Raw genomic sequence first — 22,059 nt, 5'->3', positions numbered from 1 at the left:
GTGCCCCCCATAGCTGGGGGCGCTCCTAGGTACGAGGGGCACTTCTGGTCCGATCAGGTCGAGCTGAAGACCACTTTACCGACCTTGCCACGCCCGAGCGGGGCGACACGCTCTGCTCCGTTCGCCTCCATCCACTCGACTACCTTGGGCAGAGAGAGCCTTTCGGTCACCTTCCTCCGGGGGACCCTGCAGGCAGCCGAGATGTCGTTGTAGGTCACCTCGGAGACCCCACCGGCCTTCTCGCGGATAAAGAAGCCGAGGAGGCGTTCCAAGATCCCCTTCGCCGTCCGCAGCCGCCCAGTTGAACCCTCGTCATAGGCGATGAACCGCACCGGACGGTGACCGGGAAAGCCAGTCCGAAGGTGACGATCTAGACGGAAGATCTGCCCCGCCACGTACAGCCGCATCTCCCCACACCGACCATCTGCATCCGGGTTGCGGACGTTCCCGCGACTGGCTGCCTGGACCATAGAAGCCAGGAGCTGGCCGTCCTGATAGGCGTCGTAGTCGCCGCGCAGCGAGGGCCCCTGGGCGTCCTTCAGGTTCTCTGCGGTGGGCCGCCGGTCCTCTTCGTCGTCCTGAAGGGCCCGAACGTGGCTGATGTGGACGTCTCGAGGCTGGTGGAACTCCTCGAGCAGATAGACCGCATCGGCCGTCTTCCACTCGTTCGACCCGACATGCTGGCCCCAGTGGATCACCGACAACCTGTCTCCGAACTCCTCCCGCAGGGCGCGGGGGAAGTGGTTCTCCAACGCCTTCGGCAGGACGACCAACCCCGTTGCATGGTCACCGTGCATCGTCGACCGGATCAGCCACAGGACCCAGTCCTTCCAGACATCCAGCGCACCGTCCTCGTTCTCCACGATCTCCTTCACATAGAGCGTCTTCGGGTCGACCAGCGCCTTCGGCTTGTCGACGATGACTGGCTGCAGGTTGCAGTAGTCGATCACCGGGACCTCGGCGCACTCGCTGGAACGCCACGACGTGAACTGGTCGATCCCATCCAGCCTGCCCGTGGCATCAAGGAGGACAATTCCCGGCTGGATCTCGTAGCTGACGCAGTAGCCAACGAACTGGCCACCGTACCCGCGATCCGGCTGGTGCCTCGCCTTCACCACCTGTCCCTTGTCCAGGGCGACGATGAAGCCCATCGCGTTCTCGACCAGCTCCTTGCCCGCCTTCTGCAGCGGGGTGAGGGCCTTGTCTTTCTCGGCGAGCCATCGATCGGCGACACGGCTGACAGCCTCGCTTCGGTCGACCGGCAGCGGCACGTACCGCCCCTTGTGACCAGCCTCGCCCTTCACCTCCGTGTAAGCGGCGTCGATGAGGCCGGAGATCTCCTCAAGGTCGAGCGAGGTCTGGTCGCGGGTCTCCTCGTCGACCAGCATCGTGCGGTCATAGAGGTTGCGGAGCCTGTTGAGGTCGCCGATCGCGAGGGAGTAGTTCTCTACCCGGCCGGTCCACTCGTCGAGGACGATCAGCGACCGGCCCTCGGTGGCCTTCCAGCCGTTCTTGCCAACCCAGAAGCGCTGTGTGGCAATGAGGATCGGCCACTCGGGGAGGCCCAGGACTGCGACCCCCTCCCGCACGGTATCGTTTAAGGCGATCGGCGGATTGGTGGGCCGGATACCGTAGCTCTGGCAATCGGTCTCCCGGCGCCGGGGATCGGTGTCGACCCGATGCATCGACGTGAACACGTTCACGGTGGAGCGGAACGCCTCCTCCTCGGCGAACAGGTGCCGAGCGTCCTGCCAAATGTTCTCGGCCTGCTGGATGGTGTCGACGAGGATTACGGTGGTCTTGCCTTGGGTGCTCCAGAGGTGAGCGGCGTACGCCAGCGTGGCGGTCGACTTGCCCGATCCAGTTGGCGCTGCAGCAACCTGCATCCGCTTGATCCCTGTCTCTGCGTCCTTCTGGGCCTGATTGAAGAAGTGGTAGAGCGCTTTGCCCGTCTTCAGCATGGTGGGCGTCAGGTTTCCACCGCCTCGCCGGGCGTGGAAGCGCCGCGCGAGGTCGAGGAAATTGTCGATATCGGTCTTCATGGGGTGTTGTGCTTTCTCATGCGCGCAGCACGTCGCTCCCCGAAGCCCGATGGGCCGCGAGGTGACGCACTGCGCCGTTTCAGTTGTTGTGTGGGTGTTGTGGTTGCCGCCTTGCGGCGAGCCGTGGTCTTCGCGCGGAGACGAACTGTCGGCGAGCGCCTGCGGGTCAGTCGTCCATAACCAGCGCGAAGTCTTCGTCGAGGATGCCTTCGGCAATGCCGAGCAGCTGGACCTTCTGCTCTGGCGTCATCCGGCTGATGACCTTCTGAAGCGAGGACGTGGTCTTCTTGTCGTCCGAGCGGTCACCATCATCCTCCTTGTTGGAGGGGCTGCTATCGTCCCCGTCCGCGCCCTTCTCGGCTCCCTTCTTGGCCTTGTTGAAGGCGCGGCGGATCTCGCCGGGGGTCGAGGGCATCGCACGGTCACCATGCAACGTCGCCTGGACCTCCTCCCAGTTGTTGGCCAGCCACATGGCATTCGTCCGGTCGTTGCGGTGGAGGTCGTCGAAGCCGTGTTCGAGGCACCACTCGCTGAAGCCACGATTGCTGGCGTGGAGGTCCCGGCCGATCTGCAGCGCACGGCCGATCTTCAACCATCGTTCACGGCTCCTTCCGGCGTTGGCTTTTTCCTCAGCCCATGCCTCGCGACCGGCTTGGATCTCACCGCACTCAGCTTGTTCGCCTTCCTGCTCCTCAGCGGGCTCAGGAGTACGATCATGGGTGACCTCGTCTGCTCCGTCTTCGTCGAGCTTGGTCTCATCCGCCCGTTCTTCCGGGTCATACCGATTGCTCTGGTCCGGCAAGACGATGACGGAGTCAGTCTGACGGCCGGTTCTGGCTTTCTCAATCAGCTCGCTGGCAACGGTCTTGACCTCAGCCAGTTCGTCTTCGGTGGCCGCACCGATGTCGCCGCCATCGTTCTCGAGAAACTGCTTGGCGCGGCTCTTGTGGTAGTAGAAATTCTTCAGCAGCTCGTCGCAGGTGAGCTTTGTGCCGTGGATGTGTGCCATGGGATAGAATCCTTCGCCTTGGCGCCGGACGCGGCCAGAGGGCTGGCGTGCAGGCGCGTTTGATGAGGGCGCGGCCGTGGGCCACGAGATGATGGTGGTGATCCGCATCAAGTCCCCCGGCGCTGATGTCCGGGTGGGCGCGCTCTTGGATGGGCGCCAGGGACGTTGCGACACGTGGGCGGTCGCAGCAGCGGATCGGATTTGGGATACGCGTGAGTCGCGGTCGAGAGTTCGACGTCGAGATCGGACGGGCGGTGGTCAGCGCAGCGAAGCAAGGCCGCTGGACAGCTCCTGCCGCATCAGGATCCGACGCTCCTGCTCGGCTTTCTCCAGGTCCAGCAGCCGCATGCCGAGGGCCGCAAAGGCCTCGATCAACCACTGACCGAAGATCTCGGACTGCCTCACGGGAATGTACGGCGCCTTGGCCGTCTCGTTGCCGTGCCGGTCGAGGTAGCGGTGGCCGCCCTTCGGCACGATCTGTCGGACCAGACGAGCGACCTGGACCCGCATGGCATCGTCGGACTTCACACGCAGGGGCTGTTGCTCCTGCAGCATCCAGGCTGCGGCGACCACCGCCATGATCTCCTGCCAGTGGCAGTCGCGGTCGACCTTCACGATCTCGCGTGCCGCAGCCAATCGGGTCTGGCTCGAAGGACTACTCTGGGTCGCCTCGGTCTGCCGCCGGGCCTCGCGGACTCGGTCCCGCCACATCTGGTCGAGGACCTTCCACGCCCCGGCGTCGGGATTGTTGCGGAGGTACTTGGCGACGATCTCCTCGAACGATGCCAGCTCCTTGCGTCTGATCGCGGTCTGCTCAGGGTGACCCTGTTTCCTCACGGTGGCTCGGTGGGTCGTGCAGTACCGGCTGTAGCCGGCCGTCATCTTGGTGCAGCCGGAGACGGCGCACATGCGTTTGGGTGCAGTCATTGTAGGTGTTCCCCTGAGGTGTTCATGAGGGACGCCGGACCGCCGTGGAGGTGTCCGTGGCGGCCGCTTTGTCCCAAGGGTAGGGAATTGCCGTCTCCGAGGGTTCGTACGGTCATCGGGAGTACGCGTGGGGTACTCCCGTACCGCTCAACAGGAACATGCGCGAACGTCCGTCAGGGCGGACCTGCGGGCCACTCAGGGCTTTGAAGGAGCCGTGAAGGGTGATTGAGGGCATCGAGGTCGCGCACGGTGCGACAGACGCACACGGAAGACATTCGCCGGCATCCGCTCAGCAAGCCGGTTCATCGCGTCATTGAAGCGGGAGCTGTTGCATGGTGACCGTGCAACGGTGATGGCGGTCGCGGACCGGAGGAAGGATTACAGAGAAGTGCCCCCCGTACCTAGGAGCGCCCCCAGCTATCAGGGGCACTTTGTCCAGCGGAACCAGCGGACTCAGCGGTTTGGCACCCGAGGAGATCAGCGCTCGTTGTCAGGCGGCCTCCCAGGCCCTCAGCGCTCTCCCAGCACCCGCTGGATCCTCCTTGATCCTGTAGACAGTCTGTCGCGATACGCGCGCGCGCCGGGCGATCTCTGCCGGAGCAAGGCCCTCAGCCAGCATCCCCACGACGCTCTGGAGCTGTTGACGGTCGAAGCTGGGCTTCCGGCCCCGGTAGGTCCCCCGCTCCCTCGCAGCAGCGATCCCAGCGGCCTGAGCCTCCCGCGTCGTCTCCACCTGGGCCTCTGCCATTGCGGCCATGAAGCTGAGCTGCGCGTCCCGGACAGCCTTCGACATCGGGTCCTTGGCCGACCCGTCGAAGGTCATCGCGTTGATCACCGTCTTGATGGTGATCCCTCGGGCCAGCAGCTCCCGTACGGTCTCCGTCACGTCAGCGTAGTTGCGCCCCAACCTGTCGATCCATCGGACCACCAGCACGTCCCCAGCGCGTAGGACATCGAACAGCCTCCTTCCTTCCGGCCTCTCGTTCAGCGGCACGCTCACACCAGAGACGCCATGATCGGAAAGGACATCATCGAAGGTGAACCCGGCGGCTTCCGCCTGGGTCCGCTGGTGGCTGAGGGTCTGCTCGGTCGTCGAGACGCGGGCATAGAGGACGGTCTTGCTCATGGGGAGGATCCGGTGTCCGTAAGGGCGATGTCCGGTCTTATCAGCGTCCGAAAAGCCTAGGTCAACCCATACGGACGCTATTTCAGCTGCCTTAGGACCGTCCACTGGAGTATGCCCTAGCGGACATTCTTGTGAGGAGGTCTCAGTTAATGGTGCCTAAGCGCTCCTCAATTCGATCGCCATGCCGATGGTTCAGGAGTGGGAGCTGCATGCACGACCGTTTGATCGGTTGGATCCGCCGATCGAGACATCGATACATTATCTGGATCATTCCCCCCGGCTCTACGCCTCGCCGGTAGACATCAGGAAGCGCAGGGGCACGGGGGGGGACACGCGCCAGAAGCTCTTGTCTAGATACCCGCTCGCATCTCTGACCCAAAACTATCGGCTTGTACGTAATGGCGGCCGTCAGTGACCGCTTATATTCCGATATTCAGGACCATTGTAACTTTGACAGCCGATGGGTGTCAGCCGGCTGACGCCACAGCATCCGGTCCGCTTAGCGAACCGTTACGGGCGACACGAATGCGCCGATGGACCTTCCCCGGTACAGGCGTAGAGTAGCATCCCGAGTGGATCGTTGACGTCGGCGAGCATCACCACTTTCAATCGACGGTGTTCGATGTCCAGCAGTCCGAACCGGCTGCCGACGAAACGTGAGACGCGCATTGCCGATGGATTGCCACGGTTCGCCAAGCCCGGCTGACGGGCATAAACTTGGAACGGCGCAGATTGCACCGCGACACCGGGCTTATCGCGCGTATAATTTGACGGCATGAATGGGCAGCACGCAACCGCGATCGAATACATCCGCCTCATCGCGGGCGAACTCGCCGGCATTAAGAGGGCGAAGCATTACGCGCTGTGGCGTGATGGGGCGTCCGCCCGCCTGACTGATCAGCTGGGCCGTGTGCCGCCCTTCAGCTCGCATCGCGACCTCTGGATCCATACGGGCGACGGTAGACATGTACGGGCGACCGCCAGAACGGGCGAATGGGTCATCGACCGACTCGTCGAGAAGATGGCACCGGATGAAATTTTCGCTACCTTCGACGCTCAGGTCGCTACCAACTCCGCTTCCTACGTGGACGCTTCGCCGGTGTTTGGCATCGAGATCGACGCGATCTGCGACCTGGGAAGTGGGATCACCATTGTCCCGACGCTATCGGACGACCCGTTAGAGGCGCTGCGGCTCCTATCGCAGTTCCAGTCGGTCCACCTCCCGACAGGCACGGCCATACTTCGGCAGACCTTCATAGTTACCCCGGCATTCCACGTGCGCAGCACCGATGATCGTGAGTGCCCGGGGAAGAGCGATACCGCACCTCCGTCCCCCGAACGGGATAATGTCCGGGCGCGCGCGCGGTTGGCCTGCCTGCTGGCCAGCAACGGACCGGTCGAACTCCCGCTCACCGTGCTGGAGCCGCACCGTGACGCGCTGTTCGTCGCCCGCGAGAGAAATTCAGCAGGCCGCCCGTTCGCGGCACACCCGAAGTTCTCGCGCCCGGTGGCCGCCCAAGACGTGAAGCGGATCTACGGCGCATTGGCCGCGTTCGACGAACTCGACAGCCTGGCGCGTTCCATCGACCGACTCGGACGCGCAAGGCTGGCCAGCTCGCCCGTCGATCGCGCTCTCGAACTGGGAATCGCGTCCGAGATCGCGCTCATGCACGGGCATGGCGAGGGTAATGCCGAGATAACGCACAAGATCGGGACACGCGCGGCCTGGCTGCTAGGCAGAAACCCATCGGAGCGGGAGACGATCTTCGCCGAGACCAAGCGCCTCTACACCGCACGCTCGCAGGCGGTGCACACTGGCGTCCTTTCTCCCAAGTCAAAGGTCGACCTCGACGCCGCTGATGAGCTGGTCCGCCGCGTGCTGCGCGCAATACTCGAACACGGCCGATTCCCGATCTGGGCCAACCTGACCCTCGGCGGCGACGGGTCGCCTACGCCAATGAAGGCGGCCAAGTCATAGGAGCAGCATGGTGCATGCCCCTACCAGTCCTGATGATCAATCTTGCCGCGATCGCCGTCGCTGTCGCCCGCTCGCTTCAGAAGGTCAATCACAGCGGGTTAAAAGGGGAGCTATGGGAGCTCATGGTGCGAGAACTCCTCGAACTGCTCCTGCCGCCCGGCTGCGCGATAGGCACCGGGGAGATCGTTTCGGCATACGGGGGAACGTCGAACCAGAACAGCGTCGTGGTCGCGGACCGGGGTGTGCATTTGCCCGTGCTGATCAGGGACGCAGGCACATTTCCCCTTGAGGCTTGCGTGCTCACTCACCGCCGAGATCAAGAGCACTCCGACCGGCAAAGAGCTCCGCACGTTGCACGCCGCCGCCGTTCCGCTTTCCGCCGCGCTCACGCTCGGCGCTACCCTCGCCACGATGCCGCATCGTCCCGCATCGACCACCGCGTGATCCGGACGCTCCACACCGTGACGATGCGGGCGAGCCGCCGCCTCCACGGCGCGGACAACATAGGCGAAATGCGCAGATATGAGATCGAGGCGATCTTGGGAGCGGAAACCGGAGCGCGCCGAACGGCCACGTAGCCCGGCTGTCCTGGCTATTCGCGCGGATGGACCAAATCGGGCAATACGAGCTGGTCGACTACGAGGCGAAGCTGAATGCTCGAGTCGAAGCAAGCAGCGGGGGCGCCGACCCGTTGCCAGATTGATACTCTAGACCTTCCGCGTTTTTGCCGCCGAACTCGCGGCGGCCTTGCGCACTTTCGGTGCGATTACGTCCTTTTTCGTCGCTGACGACCTCCGCCCATTCTTGGCGTTGGCGACCCGGCGACGACCGGGGGAGGCATCGAGACCCCGAACGGCCACCTCGATAGGCCCGGCGGAGTTGGACGTGATACCAGCCGCCTCGGCCCGCAGCATCTCGATGGCCTTGCCGAACCGGATCCGCTCGCCGGAGCGAATATCTCGCCAGAACTTCGCGTCGCGGTGGTTGGTGATGACCAGCACCCCATGGCGCCGGCCAGACGGATAGAGGTATCGCTCCGACAGCTGGGTCGCGAGCGCGAACCTGAGGTCCGGCATCGTCCATCCCTTCTCGTTGTGCTTGACCTCAATCGCGACCTGGACCTGCACCTGTGTCGCGGTGAAGGTGATGTCGGGGCGGCGGTTAGCGGCGACCTGCGTCTCTCGATCGCACCGGAAGCGCCCGCCGCCCATGCGGGCGAGCGTCGTGCCGAGCCACTCCTGGACGGCTTCCTCATCCTTGGCCGTCTCGACCACTGCGCGTTCAGACATGTCCGCCTTGCGGAACTCCCAATCAAGGGTGTCCAGAAGCGAGCAGACCAGTGTGAGCAGATCGCTGCCGTTGGCTATCGGCGCTAGTTTCCGGGTCTCAAACGCGCGCACCTGGGCTTCAGTCCAGTTCGGCCGATCAGCCGCGCGTTCGGCGATCTCGCGCGCGCGCTCGCGTATATGGTGCGCGATCCGCGCGATCACCGGCCGCTCCGCGAGACGGACCACCGCGTAGTATGCCTGTTCGCCCTCGAGTCTCACGAGGCTCGAAAGCAACGCCTCGCGCGGATCGTGAATGTCGAAGGAACTGTCGTCATCCTCCTCGTCCCCGGACGGCGAGTTGGTGGCCCTTTGCTCGAGCAAATACGTCCGTTCGGCGAGCCTCGCGAGCACGTCCGGGCCCAGCACGGCCGGATCGACCACCGACCCGCGGTGCCGGTCGAACAGCGACCGCATCAGGGAGAACGCTTCGTGCCAGTGCTTGCCGGCCTCGAGATTGCCCAACAGGTCTTCGAGTGTCGCCACGCCGGCGGCAGGATCGAGCCGGAACCGCAGACGCAAATACGGACCGATCGAGATCCAGTCGCCCCGCTTACGGAAATTCGCGATGCGGCTGCCCGACAAACGCAGGAGAGCGGATCGTTCTTGCCGCGTCAGATCCAGCCGTCCGACGATCTCGGCAGCGGTTGAGATCCGCGCCACGTCGCGCGGAGCAGGACCTAATATCAGTTCTGTCAGCCCGCGCTGGAGCCGCGCCCCCAACGCCATCCGTTGCGACGCACGCTCGAGGAATGGTGTGTAATTCTGTGACTGCTTCCACTCGTTCGACATCTCGGCGAGCACAATCGGCGCTACCTGTTCGGGATGACATTGCAACAAGGTGTCCAGCCATGCCGGAATGCTTTGCCCATCGCGGCAGGCGTGCTCCGCGGCGCGGACGACCTCGTCGCGCTTCAACGCGTCCGCCCAATCCGGATTCTCCGTGGCCTCGATCCCGATGCCCGCGAAGGAGAGGACGACGTCGTATCGCGATTGATGGCCCTTTCCGTCGATCTTGGGGCGTTCCGAAGGGACCAGTCTCCATAAGAGCGTCATGCCGTCGCGGTAGCCTGTTGCAACTTCGTCGCCGAAAGCCGGTGCGAGCTTTCGCCACTGCAGCGCCGCGCCATCGTAGCCGCTGCCGAACTTCTGGCCGCGCAGCCATTCGGTCAGCCGGGCGAGCGGGTGCGCCCCAGGCCACTTGGCCAGCTTGCCTTCGTCATGCAGCTGACCCGGATCTGCCTGCAGTCCGGCCCGGAACGCCCGGAGTCCATCGCATGCCGCGGCCTGCCGGCGTTCCATTTGCAACTTGGTTTCCGTCATCTGGGACTCACGCTTCAGCATCTCCGGCGTCGGCTCGAACGGTTTGCGCGCGTCGGCGAGAACGGCCGAGAGCCCCGCATCACCGGCGATGCGCCTGGCGAGCGCGTCGAGATCGATCACTGAATTATCTTGGCGCGACAGACGGTAGAGCGCGTCAAGGGCGACCAGACGTTCGGATTCCTCGCCGCTGGCCAGGAGGTCCTCGAGCCAGCCTGCATCGCCGTCATCCACCTGCCAGGCCAGGTGGTCGAACCATCCCAGTTGACCAATGTGCCGGACAGGACGCTTCTCCGCCGCGACTTCAGCCGCGATGTCAGCGAGGAACACCGCGCGCTTGAGCGTGGGCCTCGCCGCGACGAGGGAACGGAGCGTCGGTCCCTCGTGGCGATCCTCGCGCTCCATCGCCACAGCGCGGATCAGGCTGATCAGTCCCGGGCGATGCGGTTTGCCGTCGAACGCGAGGATCGCGGCGCGGACAAGCGGTCCCAGTTGCTCGACGAGGGTAGCGTAACGCCTGGATACGGCAGGCCAGTCACCTAGGGGCGGCTCGAACGCTAGAGCCGCAAGCCCATCCACGAGCGTCTCCTGATCGGCGAGCAATCGGCAGGAGTCGAAGATGCTGGCCAGCTCGTCACGGAAGCCCTCCACCTGATAACGCCGCGCCGGACGCGTCCGCATAACGACCGTCAGCACCTCGTCTATAGTCAGGTGTTTGGGGAAAAGCGCCTGCGCGAACGCTGGAGCGAGCGTGCGATCGAGCGGGCCGGGGTCAGACTTGAAGCGCATGGCGACCTCCGCGAGCCCGGCATCGTCGCCAATGATGCCGAGCGCGCTGACGGCGCGGACCCGCAGATAGGGACTGCCGCCGGCATCGTGGGCGATCCGGCGCATGGCGTCCCGGCAACCAGCGATCGCCCCAAGCTCCACAATCTGCACCATCTCGAGCTGGAACTTGGGGCGCCGGTTGGTCTCCAATGCGGCGTTGATACTCGCTGCGAGAGCCGGATCCGCGAACATCCAGAGCGACCGGTGGTCGATGAAGCGAAACGGCGACTGCCCCTTGCGCTGCTGCTCCGCGAAGGTCTCTAGCAACTGGACACGGTCAGGTATCGACAGCGACCCGGGGTCGCCGGCCGCCAGCAGGACGAGAGGTTCGCGCTCGAGCAGGTGGTCGCGCAGACCAACGTGCTTTCCTGCGATCCACGCGGCGGCCGCGCGCAGAGATGGAGGAACCGTCGAGATCCCGAAGACCTCCGCGAGGAAGATTGCGTAGAGCTCGGAATCCGGCAGGTCGAGCTTCAGGAACCAGCAGGCGGCGAGATACTCCTGGGCGGATCGGTGATAGAACCGCAGCCTGCAGAACGTCGCCGGTGCGAAGACGCCGCGAAGCAGCAGACCCGTGACGTCGTCTGGCCTCCAGTCCGCGAGCACTGCGTACGGATCGACGCCGTCGCCGGTGTCAGCTTCGTCCGTAGGAAGCACGAGCTCCATCGTCTTGGCCAGTGTCATCGCCGCAGCCAGCCGCTCGACGCCAGCGCGGGCGTCCACGTCCGTGACGAGCCTGGCCGCCTCGCGCATCCTATCATGCTCGATCAGCCGCTCAGAGATAGCGAACTCGCTCATGTCGGTGAGTGATCCGAATTTGCCGTACCGTGCCCAATAGAGAGCCAGCGCGCGCAGGTCGCCCGGACGTTCAGCGTATCGCTCCAGTCCCTGCTTCACGATATCGTCAAGGAAACGGCCGGGCTCGACGTTCTTCAGCCCCGAGACGAAGGTAATGCGCTGGGCCGCGCTGAGGCTCGACATCGCGACGACGAGCACCTGGTCGTGGAGGCTGCCCGCGTCATCCTCCCCTTTATGCACGACGTCTGAGTTGCCATTGTCCGTCGGCTTTGCGAATAGCGCCTCGTCGGGATCGACCGGAACCGGGGCTACATGGTGCGCGATAACCGGAAGCGTGTGGGTGAATCGCTCGAGGTCCGCCGTTCCCTCCCAAGCCGATCCCCGGCACGATAGTAACACCCGTGCCCTGTCGAATCCGGCTCCGAGCGCGATCGCGAACCTGTTGAGCGCCGTATCGATGTCACGATGATTGATCCGTGCCTCGTCGACGGAGTCCAGAAAGAACCACCCCGGCGCGTCACTTGCCTGCCAAGCTGCGAACCGTCCCCGCTCGGTGATGTTGAGCGACGCCTCCACTCCGTCGCTCGCCAATCGCTCGATGGTCAGGAACTGTGCGAACGACCCGGCGCCGCGCAAAACGCTGACGCGCTCACGGAACTCCTGGGTCTTGCCACTCTCGGCGCCCGCGAGCACCACGACGCGCTTACGCTCCAGCAGATTGGCCCACTTGAGGGCCGACGACCCCAGCAGACCAAGCATGTCCAGATCGTCCAAGCCGTATCGGCGCGCGGCGTCGAGCGACACGAAGTCGCGATCGAGCTCGATGAACTTGGGTTTGCCGGTCGTCATGTCCCCAAGAGACTACAAGGCGCCCCATCAAGTTCCAAGCAGGACTGCCTGCATCTCAACGGCCTCGACGGTGTGTGCTCGATAGCAAAGATAATCGCTGGTCTCGCGCTCGAAACGGCTATCGCTTCGTCTCTTGAAGGGACCCCACAGCGGTGCTACACAAAGCCTCCGTCCGGGCATCCAAACCCCGCAGAAACGCTGGAAATAACGGGCACTCCGGGCTAGTCTTCTCCTAAGCACCGTGGCACCTACGGCAACCTAACCGCCTCGACACACGCCCTGCGCTGCTCTAGCGACGGGCCCTTCGAGTATCGGTCAGCAAGTGTTCCCTGCCTGGTGTGGCCCGTGACTGATTCAATGATGTGGAGCGGCTGCCCAGCTTCCTCCGCCTTGGTCGCGAACCATCGACGGAAAGAGTGGAAGTTTACCAGGGAGCGGCGGCGGCCGGGGAGTTGCTCATCCACGCCGACCTTCCTGCGGTAGTGCGTGAAGGCCTTCACCGCCGGCATTGATCGCTCACGAGGGTCTCCCGGCTCAAGCTCTGGATACTCAGGTGACCCATCGGGCTTGGTGAACAGATCCTGCACTGGCGTTTTGCCCTTCACCAACTCTTCAACGATCGCCTCGAGGCTGCTGTGGATCGGAACAAGCCTAGAGGATCTCTCCTTCTTCTGTGGACGGAAGCGGAAACAGCCGCCCTCCACGTCCGACACCTTGAGCTGCACGATCGCATCGATTCGCGCCCCTGTGAGCGCCGCGATCTTCATGAGCGGAAGGAGGGATCCACGTGCGGGGGCACCACTCAACAGCTTGCTGATCTCCGCGTCCGTGAAGGGCCGCTCCACTTGCCCTTCCCTACGCGTCTCCTCCTTGAGTGACTGGCCCCGCCAGATGTTGGCTTTCGCTTGGCCCCGGTTCACCAGCCACATCCAGTAGGACGATAGGCGGGAAATATACTTGTTGCATGTCCGATTGCTGATCCTCGTGCCAGCTTCTTTCTGAGCGCTCGCGGCCAAGGCAGGGAGATCGCCTATGAAGCGACCAGCTGTTCTACGGTCGATATGCGAGATGGTCGGCACGACGTTGTTTCGCTCGCACCACTCGGTGAGGTACTTGATCGCTCGGACATCATCGAGCTTGGTGCGGGCCTTATAGTCCCCGCGCTGTGCGTGATAGTCGGCCAGCAGGCTGTCGATGGGGATCAGCCCCATGGCTGCAATGGCGTGTACCGTCCTCGCCCGTTGATCACGATCTTCGGGATATATCGGATCCCCGTGGCGATCCGTGCCAATGGGCTGACCGAGGATCGCGTCCACGTGGTCGGAGACCACAAGGCTTCGTATCTCGTGTTCGTCGTCGTCGTCGACCGCCTCATCGACCCAGGCCTTCAGTGCCAGCGCGTCCTCGCGAGCGGTCTGCTTCGCGTCGAAAGCTTGCTGGCCAATCCCTTTCCGGGTGGCTTGGAAGAGCGTCAGGATCTCTGAGACGATAGGGCCCTTGAGGCGATTGGCCTCTTCAAGGCTGTCTGTGCGGAGAGGACGCTTCACCTTCGAGCCCAGATGGTCCTTCAAGTCCCTCGGGACGTTGACTGCCACCCTCCACGATCCGCCATGGAGTTCGAGATATCGGCGATCCCTTGCCGCCATGTGAGGCCCTCCACCGGGCCTGCTGAGAATGCTAGTTCAGACCCATTCCAGACCCATAGCGCAGACCCAAATCCGGTTGCAAGCCTTTGATTCTACTGCGTATCAATAGGTTATACGGTTGCAGTCTGAGGCGCCATCCGCCCCAGCCATGCGCACAGAAATCAGTAAAAACAATTACTTAGCCGCAACTCACCTTTTGATGCATAAGCACAGATGGCAGCAATCTCTCTGTCAGCTTGCCGCAACGCTGAATGAAAGGCCGCGGCTCCGCAGCTCGGGGGTCGGAAAAATACCTGTGCGAACCTTTTCTGCGTCACTAAAGTGAAAACAGCGCCTCGCATACTTGAAAGAAACTCAGACTCCAATTAGAGCAAAATAATGCCAATTGTCAGGCTACTCAGCATCTTCCTCAGCCTTTTGGTTCCGACTGTCAGTTGGGCTCAGACCGACCCATGGGCGGTCAATCTGAATTCGGGGTGGGGTTCGGCGGCGTTTACGTGCGATTTAGGTCCGGTAAATGATTTCTGCTTTTTGCTTATATGTCAGCCACCAAAATTATTGCTTGGCTGGTACGGCTCTGGAGGTGCTGGAGATTTACCGGAAGCGGTTTGGTTGATACAAGTCGACAACTTTAGCGAACCTCACAAATTGAAATTCTCTTACCCAAGCATTGCGCTGCCGAATAGCACACTGACTTCTGGTGCGACCCCAGAACTATTGGATCAAATATCAGCCGGCTCTGTTCTTTCAGTGCGATTTCCAGCCACATGCGAGACTAAAAATAGTACTGCCAACGAATGTTCCGATAATGCAACACGAAACTATCTTATGCTTTTCAGCTTGAGCGGATCCCGAGAGGCAGTTGAAACGTTGAGTGCTTCGTGCAGGTGAGAAACACTTTGCATCCACTAACTCTCTTTGTCTGATGTTATGGCCGAAAGCACTTTAAATTAAACTCGAGGCCCGACGCGTTGTTGTTCCGCTTAGAGTCTATTTGGGAATTTCGGTCAGTCGCTAATGCGTCGGAGGAGCAGGCCACCCATCTGGGCATGGATCATGGCGTCGGTGACACAGATGCGTTGCTCGAAACCGCGGCTGGCTGTCGAGCACGCCGGCACGGGGGCCGACTTCGCGACCGGATTGCTCGCGGTCGACCATCAGCGCCGTGTCGTGGATGGTGCGGAACAGCATTAGCCGGATGAACCGGCGAAATTACCAATAGTTCGCCTGCCAGGGCGGGAAGTTTTTAGGCAACATGCGCCAGCCGCCGCCTGAGCGGACCCATGTAGCGGATCGCATTGAGTACCTCCCGTAGGTCCGTCACGTGCTTGCGCCCCCGCCGGCCCTGCGTCGGCAGCAGCGGCACGATCCGCTCCCAACCCGTATCCGTCAGGTCGCACGATATCGCTTGGTCTTGCGTTCGATGGCAGCCAGCCGGCTTCGCGTTCGTTTGGTCCACATCTAGAGTGTGAATCACGAACCCGCGCGAAACGGAGTCCCTTTCTCAAACGGTCTCTGAGTGCGGTGCTGCCTTCGTCGCCACCGGGGATAGAACCGATCAGCAGATCCCGGCAGTGGCTTGAAACCATGGGGACACCGTCGGACTCATTGGGAGCACCCAGCCGCACCGGGCTCTCTCGCCCCGCCCCCGCGCGCCTATCGTTGCTGCAAGGCCCTGAGTGCATCCTTGTCGGCCAGGCGCAAGACCGCGACACCGCATAGAGCAAGACCCATCGCCAGCCCCGCCCCGGCCGCGAAATCGAGCAGCCGCGCGATGGCGATTTGCGAAACAGGCGAATGTTCGCCGATGAAGAGGACGAGCGCGAAGGTGATTGCGGCAGAACCGATAAGCTGAGATCTGGGCATCAAGCGCTGCGTGGCAAGAAAACCGGCAATGGCGGCCACCGTCACCAACAGGGTCGGCGGGTCGAGATCGCTGAGAAGGAATGCCGCCAGACTGCCGATCGCGGTGCCGATCACGCGTTTCAGGGCACGCGTGAAATAGCGATGATGCGGTGGCAGGCTCAGGAGCGCGAGGCACAGCGGGAACCAGAACCCGTGCTGCGTCAGTATGTTCTGCGCAACCCACGTCGCAAAAGCGATGCCGGTGGCGAACAGCACGCCGAACGTGATCGCATAGGTGCGCGACGGCGCTGAATCGGTCTCTTCTCCGGTGGTGCCGAATATCGTGACGACCCCGATGCTCCACAACAGTCCGCCGAGCTGAGCCGCGGCCACTTGCAGGCCATCTTCCGCAGGAACAAGGGAACTCGTGTAGATCGTCCAGACAACGACCGAGAAGATTGCTGGTGCAGAAATCCCGCGTCGGCCCGCAAGGCCGGCGACCATGGCAAGCGCTGCACCGATGGCCGGAGCGAAGGCGCTGAAATGCAGCGTCAGCAACCCCGCAAGACCCGACAGGATCACGAACGGCGCGGTATTGCGCGGGCCGCAGCGTCGCGACCCGATCGTGCCCGGGAGCGCGCCGAGGAAGCCGCCGATCGCCACAGTCGGCCCGAACAGAAAGCCCAGCGCGACCGGAAGCCCGAGGATGGCCACAACATTGATGGCGGCTTGTTTCCAGGGACGCGCATCGCCGTCGATCAACCAGAATTCAAGCGAGCGATAGTCCGGCTTCGGCGCGGGATCGGGACGCGCCCGCGCCACCTCAGAGTTTTTCCTTGAAGCGCTCAAGCGGCTGTCTCCCACAATACCCGCACTTTGCCACCGGCATCATTTCGGCGCGAGGTTTTCCAGCCGGGCTTTGCCCCGCAGCGCCAGGTCGGGGGCCCACGAAACTTCGATGCCGGCGGTCATCGTCTACTGCGCAAGAACCGTGGATCTTGTGAAGGGCCCGCAGGCTTTATGAATTCAGCTTTATGCTTCGCAGACGGCCTGAGCGGGCGGGACCAGGCCGTGCTGCCGCGACGTTTCCATAAGCGCAGTTAACACGAACAAGAATTGCCCTATGCACGTCGTTTTGGAGATTGCTCGAATACCTGTTCCAATCATATTCAACGAAACGAGTATCGCCAGCCCGACATTGTACGGATGCATTAAAGTATGATGGGGCAAGCGGCACATGGTAAGCATTTTAGGGTTCAACTATAGCCCTCTACTTCGAGTCTCCGCCCCAATTCATCAGGAACTGAAAGACAAGGGGCGTGATGCTCCGTATTCTTTATTGGCGCCGACAGATGTCGCGGAAACTTCGCGAAAATTTCTGGCGCCGTCGGACGCGAAAAGCGGGCCGCAGAGCTTGTTGACATCGGCAGGGGCCGACCGAGAGACAGATCCGCTGCAGTCTTCCGCCAGGTCGATGCTCCGCACGGCGGCGTCTGCACACGGACCTGAGATCCAGGTCGCAAAGCCTCAACCTCGCAACGAGTTTGCCAACATCCTGGCGAAAGGGGCTGTCGATACCGCCAATGCGGCGAAGGCGAACGGCCAATCCGGGATCGCCGGCGCATCGCAGGACGTCGTCGATCTGACGGAACACCTTCGGTATATCGAGGGTGCAGAGGTGACGCTCTACAACGCCGCCCAGGAAGTCCTGACCCTGTTCGGGATCGAGGCGCAGTACCGCGACCAGGCTCAGTTCGCGACAGACCTCTCGGACGAACTGATCATCCGCGGCGGATCCAGCGATACGTCCCAACTTTGGGACGGCAAGGGCAACTATAGCTACTCCGGCAACACCGTCGATGCGTCGCAGCACGGCGGGCCTCTCGACATCGTCTTCACCGGCGACAGCGAAGGCACGATTGACGGCGGCGCAAAGCCCGTGACCTTCATTGACATTGACGCCTTCACTCTGACGGGCGGCGACGACACCGTCGATGGCGCGGCCGACACCGCAGGCTTCACCATTTTCGCCGGCGCCGGCGACGACGCGGTGACGGGCGGCTCGGGTGCGGACACGCTGGCAGGCGGCCTGGGCGCCGACACGCTGAACGGCGGCGGCGGCGACGACACCCTGATCCTCGCAGCGGGCGACACTGCCACGGGCGGCGGCGGCGACGACCTCTTCAGCTTCGACCCCACCCTCACCGAGGGCGTCGGCACGATCACCGTGGCGGGCGGAAACGATGCAACGAACGGCAGTCCCGCCGATGCCGCGAATGGCAATGCCGGCGACATCCTCGACGGGACCGGCCTCACCAACCTCTATATCATCGGCGACGCCATCGACGACGGCACCGGCTCCTACTCCGGCACCTTCACGTACGAGAGTGCGGACGGCGACACCGTCACGGTGAACTATTCCGGCATCGAGAACTTCGTTGGATTTGCCGACGGCATTGTCGACGGCACCGCGGCAGCGGACGAAATGATGCTCGGCTACACCGACCCCTACGGCGACGCGATCACGACCGGGGACGACGTCATCGACGGCAAGGGCGGCGACGACACGATCAACGGGGACGCGGGCAACGACGTCATCTTCGGCGGCGACGGCAATGACAATATCGGCGCCGGTGACGGCAACGACACCGTCTTCGGCGGCGCGGGGGACGACTTCGTCGATGGCGGTGCGGGCAACGATTCCATCGACGGCGGCGACGGTGCTGATGCAATCCTCGGCGGTGCGGGCAACGACACCATCGGGGGCGGCGCGGGCAACGACGCTATCGACGGCGGCGAAGGCGACGACGCCGTCACAGGCGGCGAAGGCGACGACCTGATCTTCGGCGGCCTGGGGGCCGACACTGTCGGCGGCGGCGTAGGCGACGATACAGTCTACGCGAACGAAGGCAACGACTCCGTCGATGGTGGTGACGGGAATGACGAAATCTACGGCGGGGACGGCAACGACACAGTGAGCGGCGGCACTGGCGACGACTACGTCGCAGCCGGTGATGGCAACGATTCAGTCGACGGCGGCGACGGTGCGGATGAAATACAGGGCAGCGCCGGTAGCGACACCATCAACGGCGGCATAGGCAACGACACCATCGACGGCGGCGCCGACGACGATCTCATCTCCGGCGGCGACGGGGAAGATTTCCTGATCGGCGAGGCGGGTGCCGACACCATCAACGGTGGCGAAGGCAATGACGCCATTTATTCAGGCGACGACGCCGACACGGTCGACGGCGGCGCGGGTGACGATTTCGTGGTCGCCGGTGAAGGCAACGACTCCGTCGACGGCGGCGAAGGCGCCGATGAAGTGCAGGGCGGCACCGGCAACGACACCATCAACGGCGGCATCGGCAACGACACCCTCGACGGCGGCGCCGACGACGACCTCATCTCCGGCGGCGACGGGGAAGACTTCCTGATCGGCGAGGCGGGTGCCGACACAATCGATGGCGGCGATGGCAACGACGCCATCTACGCAGGCGACGACGCCGACACGGTCGACGGCGGCGCGGGTGACGATTTCGTGGTCGCCGGTGACGGCAACGACTCCGTCGACGGCGGCGAAGGCGCCGATGAAGTCCAGGGCGGCGCCGGCAACGACACCATCAACGGCGGCATCGGCAACGACACCCTCGACGGCGGCGCCGACGACGACCTCATCTCCGGCGGCGACGGGGGAGACTCCCTGATCGGCGACGCGGGTGCCGACACAATCGACGGCGGCGAAGACAACGACACCATCAACGGCGGCGAAGGCAACGATTCCATCGACGGCGGCAACGGTCGGGACTTCCTGATCGGCGGGGCGGGCGACGACACCGTGGCTGGCGGCGCGGGCGATGACCGGATCTACGCACTCGACGGCAACGATTCCGTCGACGGCGGCGACGGTGCGGACCTGACATTCGCCGGCGACGGCGCTGACACCGTCCTCGGTGGCGCTGGCGACGATACGATTTATGGGAATGCGGACAACGATTCCATCGATGGCGGAACGGGCAATGACACCCTTGGCGGCGGCGACGGCGACGACGTCATCAATGGCGGCGCAGGAAACGACAGCGTCGACGGAGATACCGGGAGTGATACCATCTATGGCGGATCCGGCGCCGACACGATCAACGGCGGAGACGGCGACGACCTTATCGTCTACGACGTGGCCGGCACCGACGGCGACGGAAGCCGCATCGACGGCGGCGCCGACAACGACACGCTGGAGCTGAACTTCTCGGCCGCCTCCGAAGCCGGCGACCAAACCTCAGTGGAGGCACAGCTTTCGGACTGGGTCTCGAACGGCACCTCGTCCGGCACGCTGAGTGCGATCGGCCTTTACGTCGAGAACATCGAGACGGTGGAACTGACACGCGAAGACGGCACGGTCCGAACCTTCACGCTTTGAGTGTCCGACCAAGAGAGGTCGCCCGCGTCGTCAGCTGATCCGCCGGAACGCCGCCCTGGCGTATTCCGGCGGAACGAGGCTCGGAGTTCATGTCCGGCGGGTGACGGTGACGTGGATACAGACGGCGGCGAGGACACCGGACGCCAGTCGGCTCTGGCAAGTGGCAGTGCGGCGGAAGGCCTTGAGGCGGCCGATGTGCTCGATGGCGTTTCGGCCGCCGCAGCGGAAGGGCGGGAAGCATCTCTCCCACCGCCCGCGCACCGAGCGCGGCTGGCACACCGCGGCCGGATCACGCGATCGGTTGCGCGCCGATGAGGTGCCCGAAACGCTCAGGATCAGCCGCATAAACCGGCCGCGGCACGCCACCCACCGTGATGCTTTCGCGCGGCTTTGCGGCGTAAGCCTTGTAGAACCCCTCCACCACCTGGCGCAGATCCATGAAGTTCGCGTGATTCTGGTAAAGCTGTGTCGATCGATATTTGAGTTCGAAGTGAGCCGCGACAAAATCGTGGATTGGCAGCACCTGCCCCGCCTTCAGGACATCGCGGATCCCGGCGGTGTCGACCCGGCGATGGCGGATGCCAAGGTGCCTGAGCAGCGCCATCATATAGCGTGACACCAAAAACATCGTCGGATGGTTCATGGTGTAGAACAAACGGTCGGTGGTCAGGAAACGGCGGATGATCGGCACGATCTTCACCGGCACCTGTGCATCACGCGCAGCAAGCTCCGCCAGCGCCTCTTCGTGGACATCGAACAGCCGCAGGTCGGCAAAGCCCTCCGGACTGAACAACTTCAGGCAGTCGGCCACCGAAAGCCCGCGCTTGTAAGCGTCGATGATGACGGAGCTGTGGTAGCTCATCGGACCGTCCACACGACCATCCCGCTGGCCGACATAGCAGCAGTCGGGCGTGAGGCCCGCGTAGTGCATGTTCGAGACAAGCAAGAGACGGTCGCCGAAATTGGCTTTCAGCGCCGCGGGCGACAGCAGCGGCTGCCGCGTTCGCTGGGCGAGTACCAGATCAGCCGTCGCAACCCGGTCGAGAAAGGCCTCCTGTGCCGCGGGATCGTTCCAGCCCACCACGTCGAGCCTGAATTGCTCGATCTCGGGATTGCCGAGCGCTTTCGTCAGAAATTGAGCAGTCGGACCCGAATGACAATTCTGAATTGTGGCGATCTTCAAACCGCGGTCTCCGGCAACAAGCGCGACAACGACAAACGGCGCCGCGAGGAACACAGCGCCCTCGCCCGCCACCCTAGCGGCTCGATCCGGAACAGGAACCCGAACGCGCGCTCAATGTCTTCCCGTGCGCCACAAACTGGTGGATTGCCGCTCTTGCACCACGCACCGCCGGCGCCCGGATCAGCGCCTCTGGCGGCATCCGGCCAACGAAAACCGCCCCTCAGTCCTGCCGGACAAAAGGGGCGGTTGGTATTTTTCGATCTGGTGTGGTGCGGGCGCCGTGGCGGATCACCGCCGCAAGCCGCGCCCGGCCCTTAGCGGATCCGCGGGACAACCGAGAATGCGTGCTCGTCGGCAATCCGGGCGATGTCGCACCGGAAGAAGCCGAGCTCGGCGAGTTCGCGATCGTTGAGCTGGGCCAGCTCGTTGAAGCACTGGTTGCGCACCATGCGGCGCTGCCTGGCGACCTCATAGCGCTCACGCAGCGAAGAGAGGCTCCAGCCAGCAAGGCCCGTGGGGAGTGTGGCGACGTTCAGTCGAGTGTTCATAACAAAATCTCCGTCGGCTTGAGGTCCCCTTCCGACCCATGGCCGAAAGACAAATTCCCCAGTTATGTGCAACGCAGCAATCCGTGCTGCTATGCACACAAGCTAGGAGACGGAGAGGGATTCGTCTTCGCCTGAAAATTCAATGGAGCCATGCATTCAGCGCAGATGCAGCGGCGCCACACCGTCGTTCAGCTGTCACAGATCCATGCTGCAGTGCA

The 22,059-nt window shown here is 63.3% G+C and carries 13 protein-coding genes; 3 read left to right on the top strand and 10 right to left on the bottom strand.

Annotation, left to right across the window (positions count from 1 at the left end; genetic code table 11):
* Positions 1-53: 53 nt before the first annotated feature.
* The 4 genes from RDV64_RS12020 to RDV64_RS12005 all read right to left on the bottom strand — a co-directional run bounded on the left by RDV64_RS12020 (position 54) and on the right by RDV64_RS12005 (position 5,104).
* Positions 54-2,042, bottom strand: a complete 1,989-nt coding sequence (locus tag RDV64_RS12020) for a DEAD/DEAH box helicase family protein (RefSeq protein WP_309195162.1) — start codon at positions 2,040-2,042, stop codon at positions 54-56.
* Between the two features lie 166 nt (positions 2,043-2,208).
* The gene (locus RDV64_RS12015) at positions 2,209-3,051 is read right to left on the bottom strand and encodes a hypothetical protein (protein ID WP_309195160.1); all 843 of its coding nucleotides are present in this window, start codon (positions 3,049-3,051) and stop codon (positions 2,209-2,211) included.
* A 258-nt stretch (positions 3,052-3,309) separates the two neighbouring features.
* The gene (locus RDV64_RS12010; protein ID WP_309195159.1) at positions 3,310-3,978 is read right to left on the bottom strand and encodes a hypothetical protein; all 669 of its coding nucleotides are present in this window, start codon (positions 3,976-3,978) and stop codon (positions 3,310-3,312) included.
* Positions 3,979-4,468: 490 nt separating this feature from the next.
* Positions 4,469-5,104 (bottom strand): recombinase family protein, encoded by a 636-nt coding sequence (locus tag RDV64_RS12005; protein ID WP_309195158.1) that lies wholly within the window; start codon positions 5,102-5,104, stop codon positions 4,469-4,471.
* 775 nt (positions 5,105-5,879) lie between these two features.
* Here RDV64_RS12005 and RDV64_RS12000 point away from each other — a divergent pair.
* Together RDV64_RS12000 and RDV64_RS11995 are read left to right on the top strand one after the other, a co-directional pair.
* Positions 5,880-7,082 (top strand): HEPN domain-containing protein, encoded by a 1,203-nt coding sequence (locus RDV64_RS12000; RefSeq protein WP_309195157.1) that lies wholly within the window; start codon positions 5,880-5,882, stop codon positions 7,080-7,082.
* Positions 7,083-7,114: 32 nt separating this feature from the next.
* A complete protein-coding gene (locus RDV64_RS11995) occupies positions 7,115-7,660 on the top strand; it encodes a DUF6602 domain-containing protein (protein WP_309195156.1) in 546 nt (181 codons plus the stop codon).
* Between the two features lie 129 nt (positions 7,661-7,789).
* On the opposite strand, the gene RDV64_RS11990 is transcribed toward RDV64_RS11995, so the two are convergent.
* From RDV64_RS11990 to RDV64_RS11975, 4 genes are all read right to left on the bottom strand, one after another.
* Positions 7,790-12,202 carry a hypothetical protein gene (locus tag RDV64_RS11990; protein WP_309195155.1) on the bottom strand — a complete coding sequence of 1,471 codons (4,413 nt, stop codon included), beginning with the start codon at positions 12,200-12,202 and terminating at the stop codon, positions 7,790-7,792.
* Positions 12,203-12,450: 248 nt separating this feature from the next.
* On the bottom strand, positions 12,451-13,848 hold the full coding sequence (locus RDV64_RS11985; protein WP_309195154.1) for a tyrosine-type recombinase/integrase: 1,398 nt from the start codon (positions 13,846-13,848) through the stop codon (positions 12,451-12,453).
* 1,246 nt (positions 13,849-15,094) lie between these two features.
* The gene (locus tag RDV64_RS23855) at positions 15,095-15,214 is read right to left on the bottom strand and encodes a hypothetical protein (RefSeq protein ID WP_375143745.1); all 120 of its coding nucleotides are present in this window, start codon (positions 15,212-15,214) and stop codon (positions 15,095-15,097) included.
* A 290-nt stretch (positions 15,215-15,504) separates the two neighbouring features.
* Positions 15,505-16,542: an FUSC family protein gene (locus tag RDV64_RS11975; RefSeq protein ID WP_309195153.1), complete on the bottom strand. Its 1,038-nt coding sequence runs from the start codon at positions 16,540-16,542 to the stop codon at positions 15,505-15,507.
* Between the two features lie 625 nt (positions 16,543-17,167).
* Between RDV64_RS11975 and RDV64_RS11970 the strand changes: the two genes are divergently transcribed.
* The gene (locus tag RDV64_RS11970; protein WP_309195152.1) at positions 17,168-20,110 is read left to right on the top strand and encodes a calcium-binding protein; all 2,943 of its coding nucleotides are present in this window, start codon (positions 17,168-17,170) and stop codon (positions 20,108-20,110) included.
* 289 nt (positions 20,111-20,399) lie between these two features.
* Here RDV64_RS11970 and RDV64_RS11960 read toward each other — a convergent pair whose 3' ends face one another.
* Together RDV64_RS11960 and RDV64_RS11955 are read right to left on the bottom strand one after the other, a co-directional pair.
* Complete coding sequence (locus RDV64_RS11960; protein WP_309195151.1) at positions 20,400-21,365, bottom strand: WcbI family polysaccharide biosynthesis putative acetyltransferase; 966 nt, start codon at positions 21,363-21,365, stop codon at positions 20,400-20,402.
* Positions 21,366-21,607: 242 nt separating this feature from the next.
* Positions 21,608-21,841: a DUF1127 domain-containing protein gene (locus tag RDV64_RS11955; RefSeq protein WP_309195150.1), complete on the bottom strand. Its 234-nt coding sequence runs from the start codon at positions 21,839-21,841 to the stop codon at positions 21,608-21,610.
* Positions 21,842-22,059 lie beyond the last annotated feature (218 nt).

It is taken from the genome of Acuticoccus sp. MNP-M23 (assembly GCF_031195445.1).
Taxonomy (GTDB): Bacteria; Pseudomonadota; Alphaproteobacteria; order Rhizobiales; family Amorphaceae; genus Acuticoccus.
The sequence above is the reverse complement of the archived record's forward strand: the minus strand, read 5'-3'. Positions and strand labels throughout refer to the sequence as shown.

What these genes read in the sequence shown, in the direction of transcription:
- RDV64_RS12015 (WP_309195160.1), bottom strand. Translation starts at nt 3,051, where the DNA reads ATGGCACACATCCACGGCACAAAGCTCACCTGCGACGAGCTGCTGAAG.
- RDV64_RS11985 (WP_309195154.1), bottom strand. Translation starts at nt 13,848, where the DNA reads ATGGCGGCAAGGGATCGCCGATATCTCGAACTCCATGGCGGATCGTGG.
- RDV64_RS12020 (WP_309195162.1), bottom strand. Translation starts at nt 2,042, where the DNA reads ATGAAGACCGATATCGACAATTTCCTCGACCTCGCGCGGCGCTTCCAC.
- RDV64_RS12000 (WP_309195157.1), top strand. Translation starts at nt 5,880, where the DNA reads ATGAATGGGCAGCACGCAACCGCGATCGAATACATCCGCCTCATCGCG.
- RDV64_RS11955 (WP_309195150.1), bottom strand. Translation starts at nt 21,841, where the DNA reads ATGAACACTCGACTGAACGTCGCCACACTCCCCACGGGCCTTGCTGGC.
- RDV64_RS11970 (WP_309195152.1), top strand. Translation starts at nt 17,168, where the DNA reads ATGCTCCGCACGGCGGCGTCTGCACACGGACCTGAGATCCAGGTCGCA.
- RDV64_RS12005 (WP_309195158.1), bottom strand. Translation starts at nt 5,104, where the DNA reads ATGAGCAAGACCGTCCTCTATGCCCGCGTCTCGACGACCGAGCAGACC.
- RDV64_RS11990 (WP_309195155.1), bottom strand. Translation starts at nt 12,202, where the DNA reads ATGACGACCGGCAAACCCAAGTTCATCGAGCTCGATCGCGACTTCGTG.
- RDV64_RS11995 (WP_309195156.1), top strand. Translation starts at nt 7,115, where the DNA reads ATGATCAATCTTGCCGCGATCGCCGTCGCTGTCGCCCGCTCGCTTCAG.
- RDV64_RS12010 (WP_309195159.1), bottom strand. Translation starts at nt 3,978, where the DNA reads ATGACTGCACCCAAACGCATGTGCGCCGTCTCCGGCTGCACCAAGATG.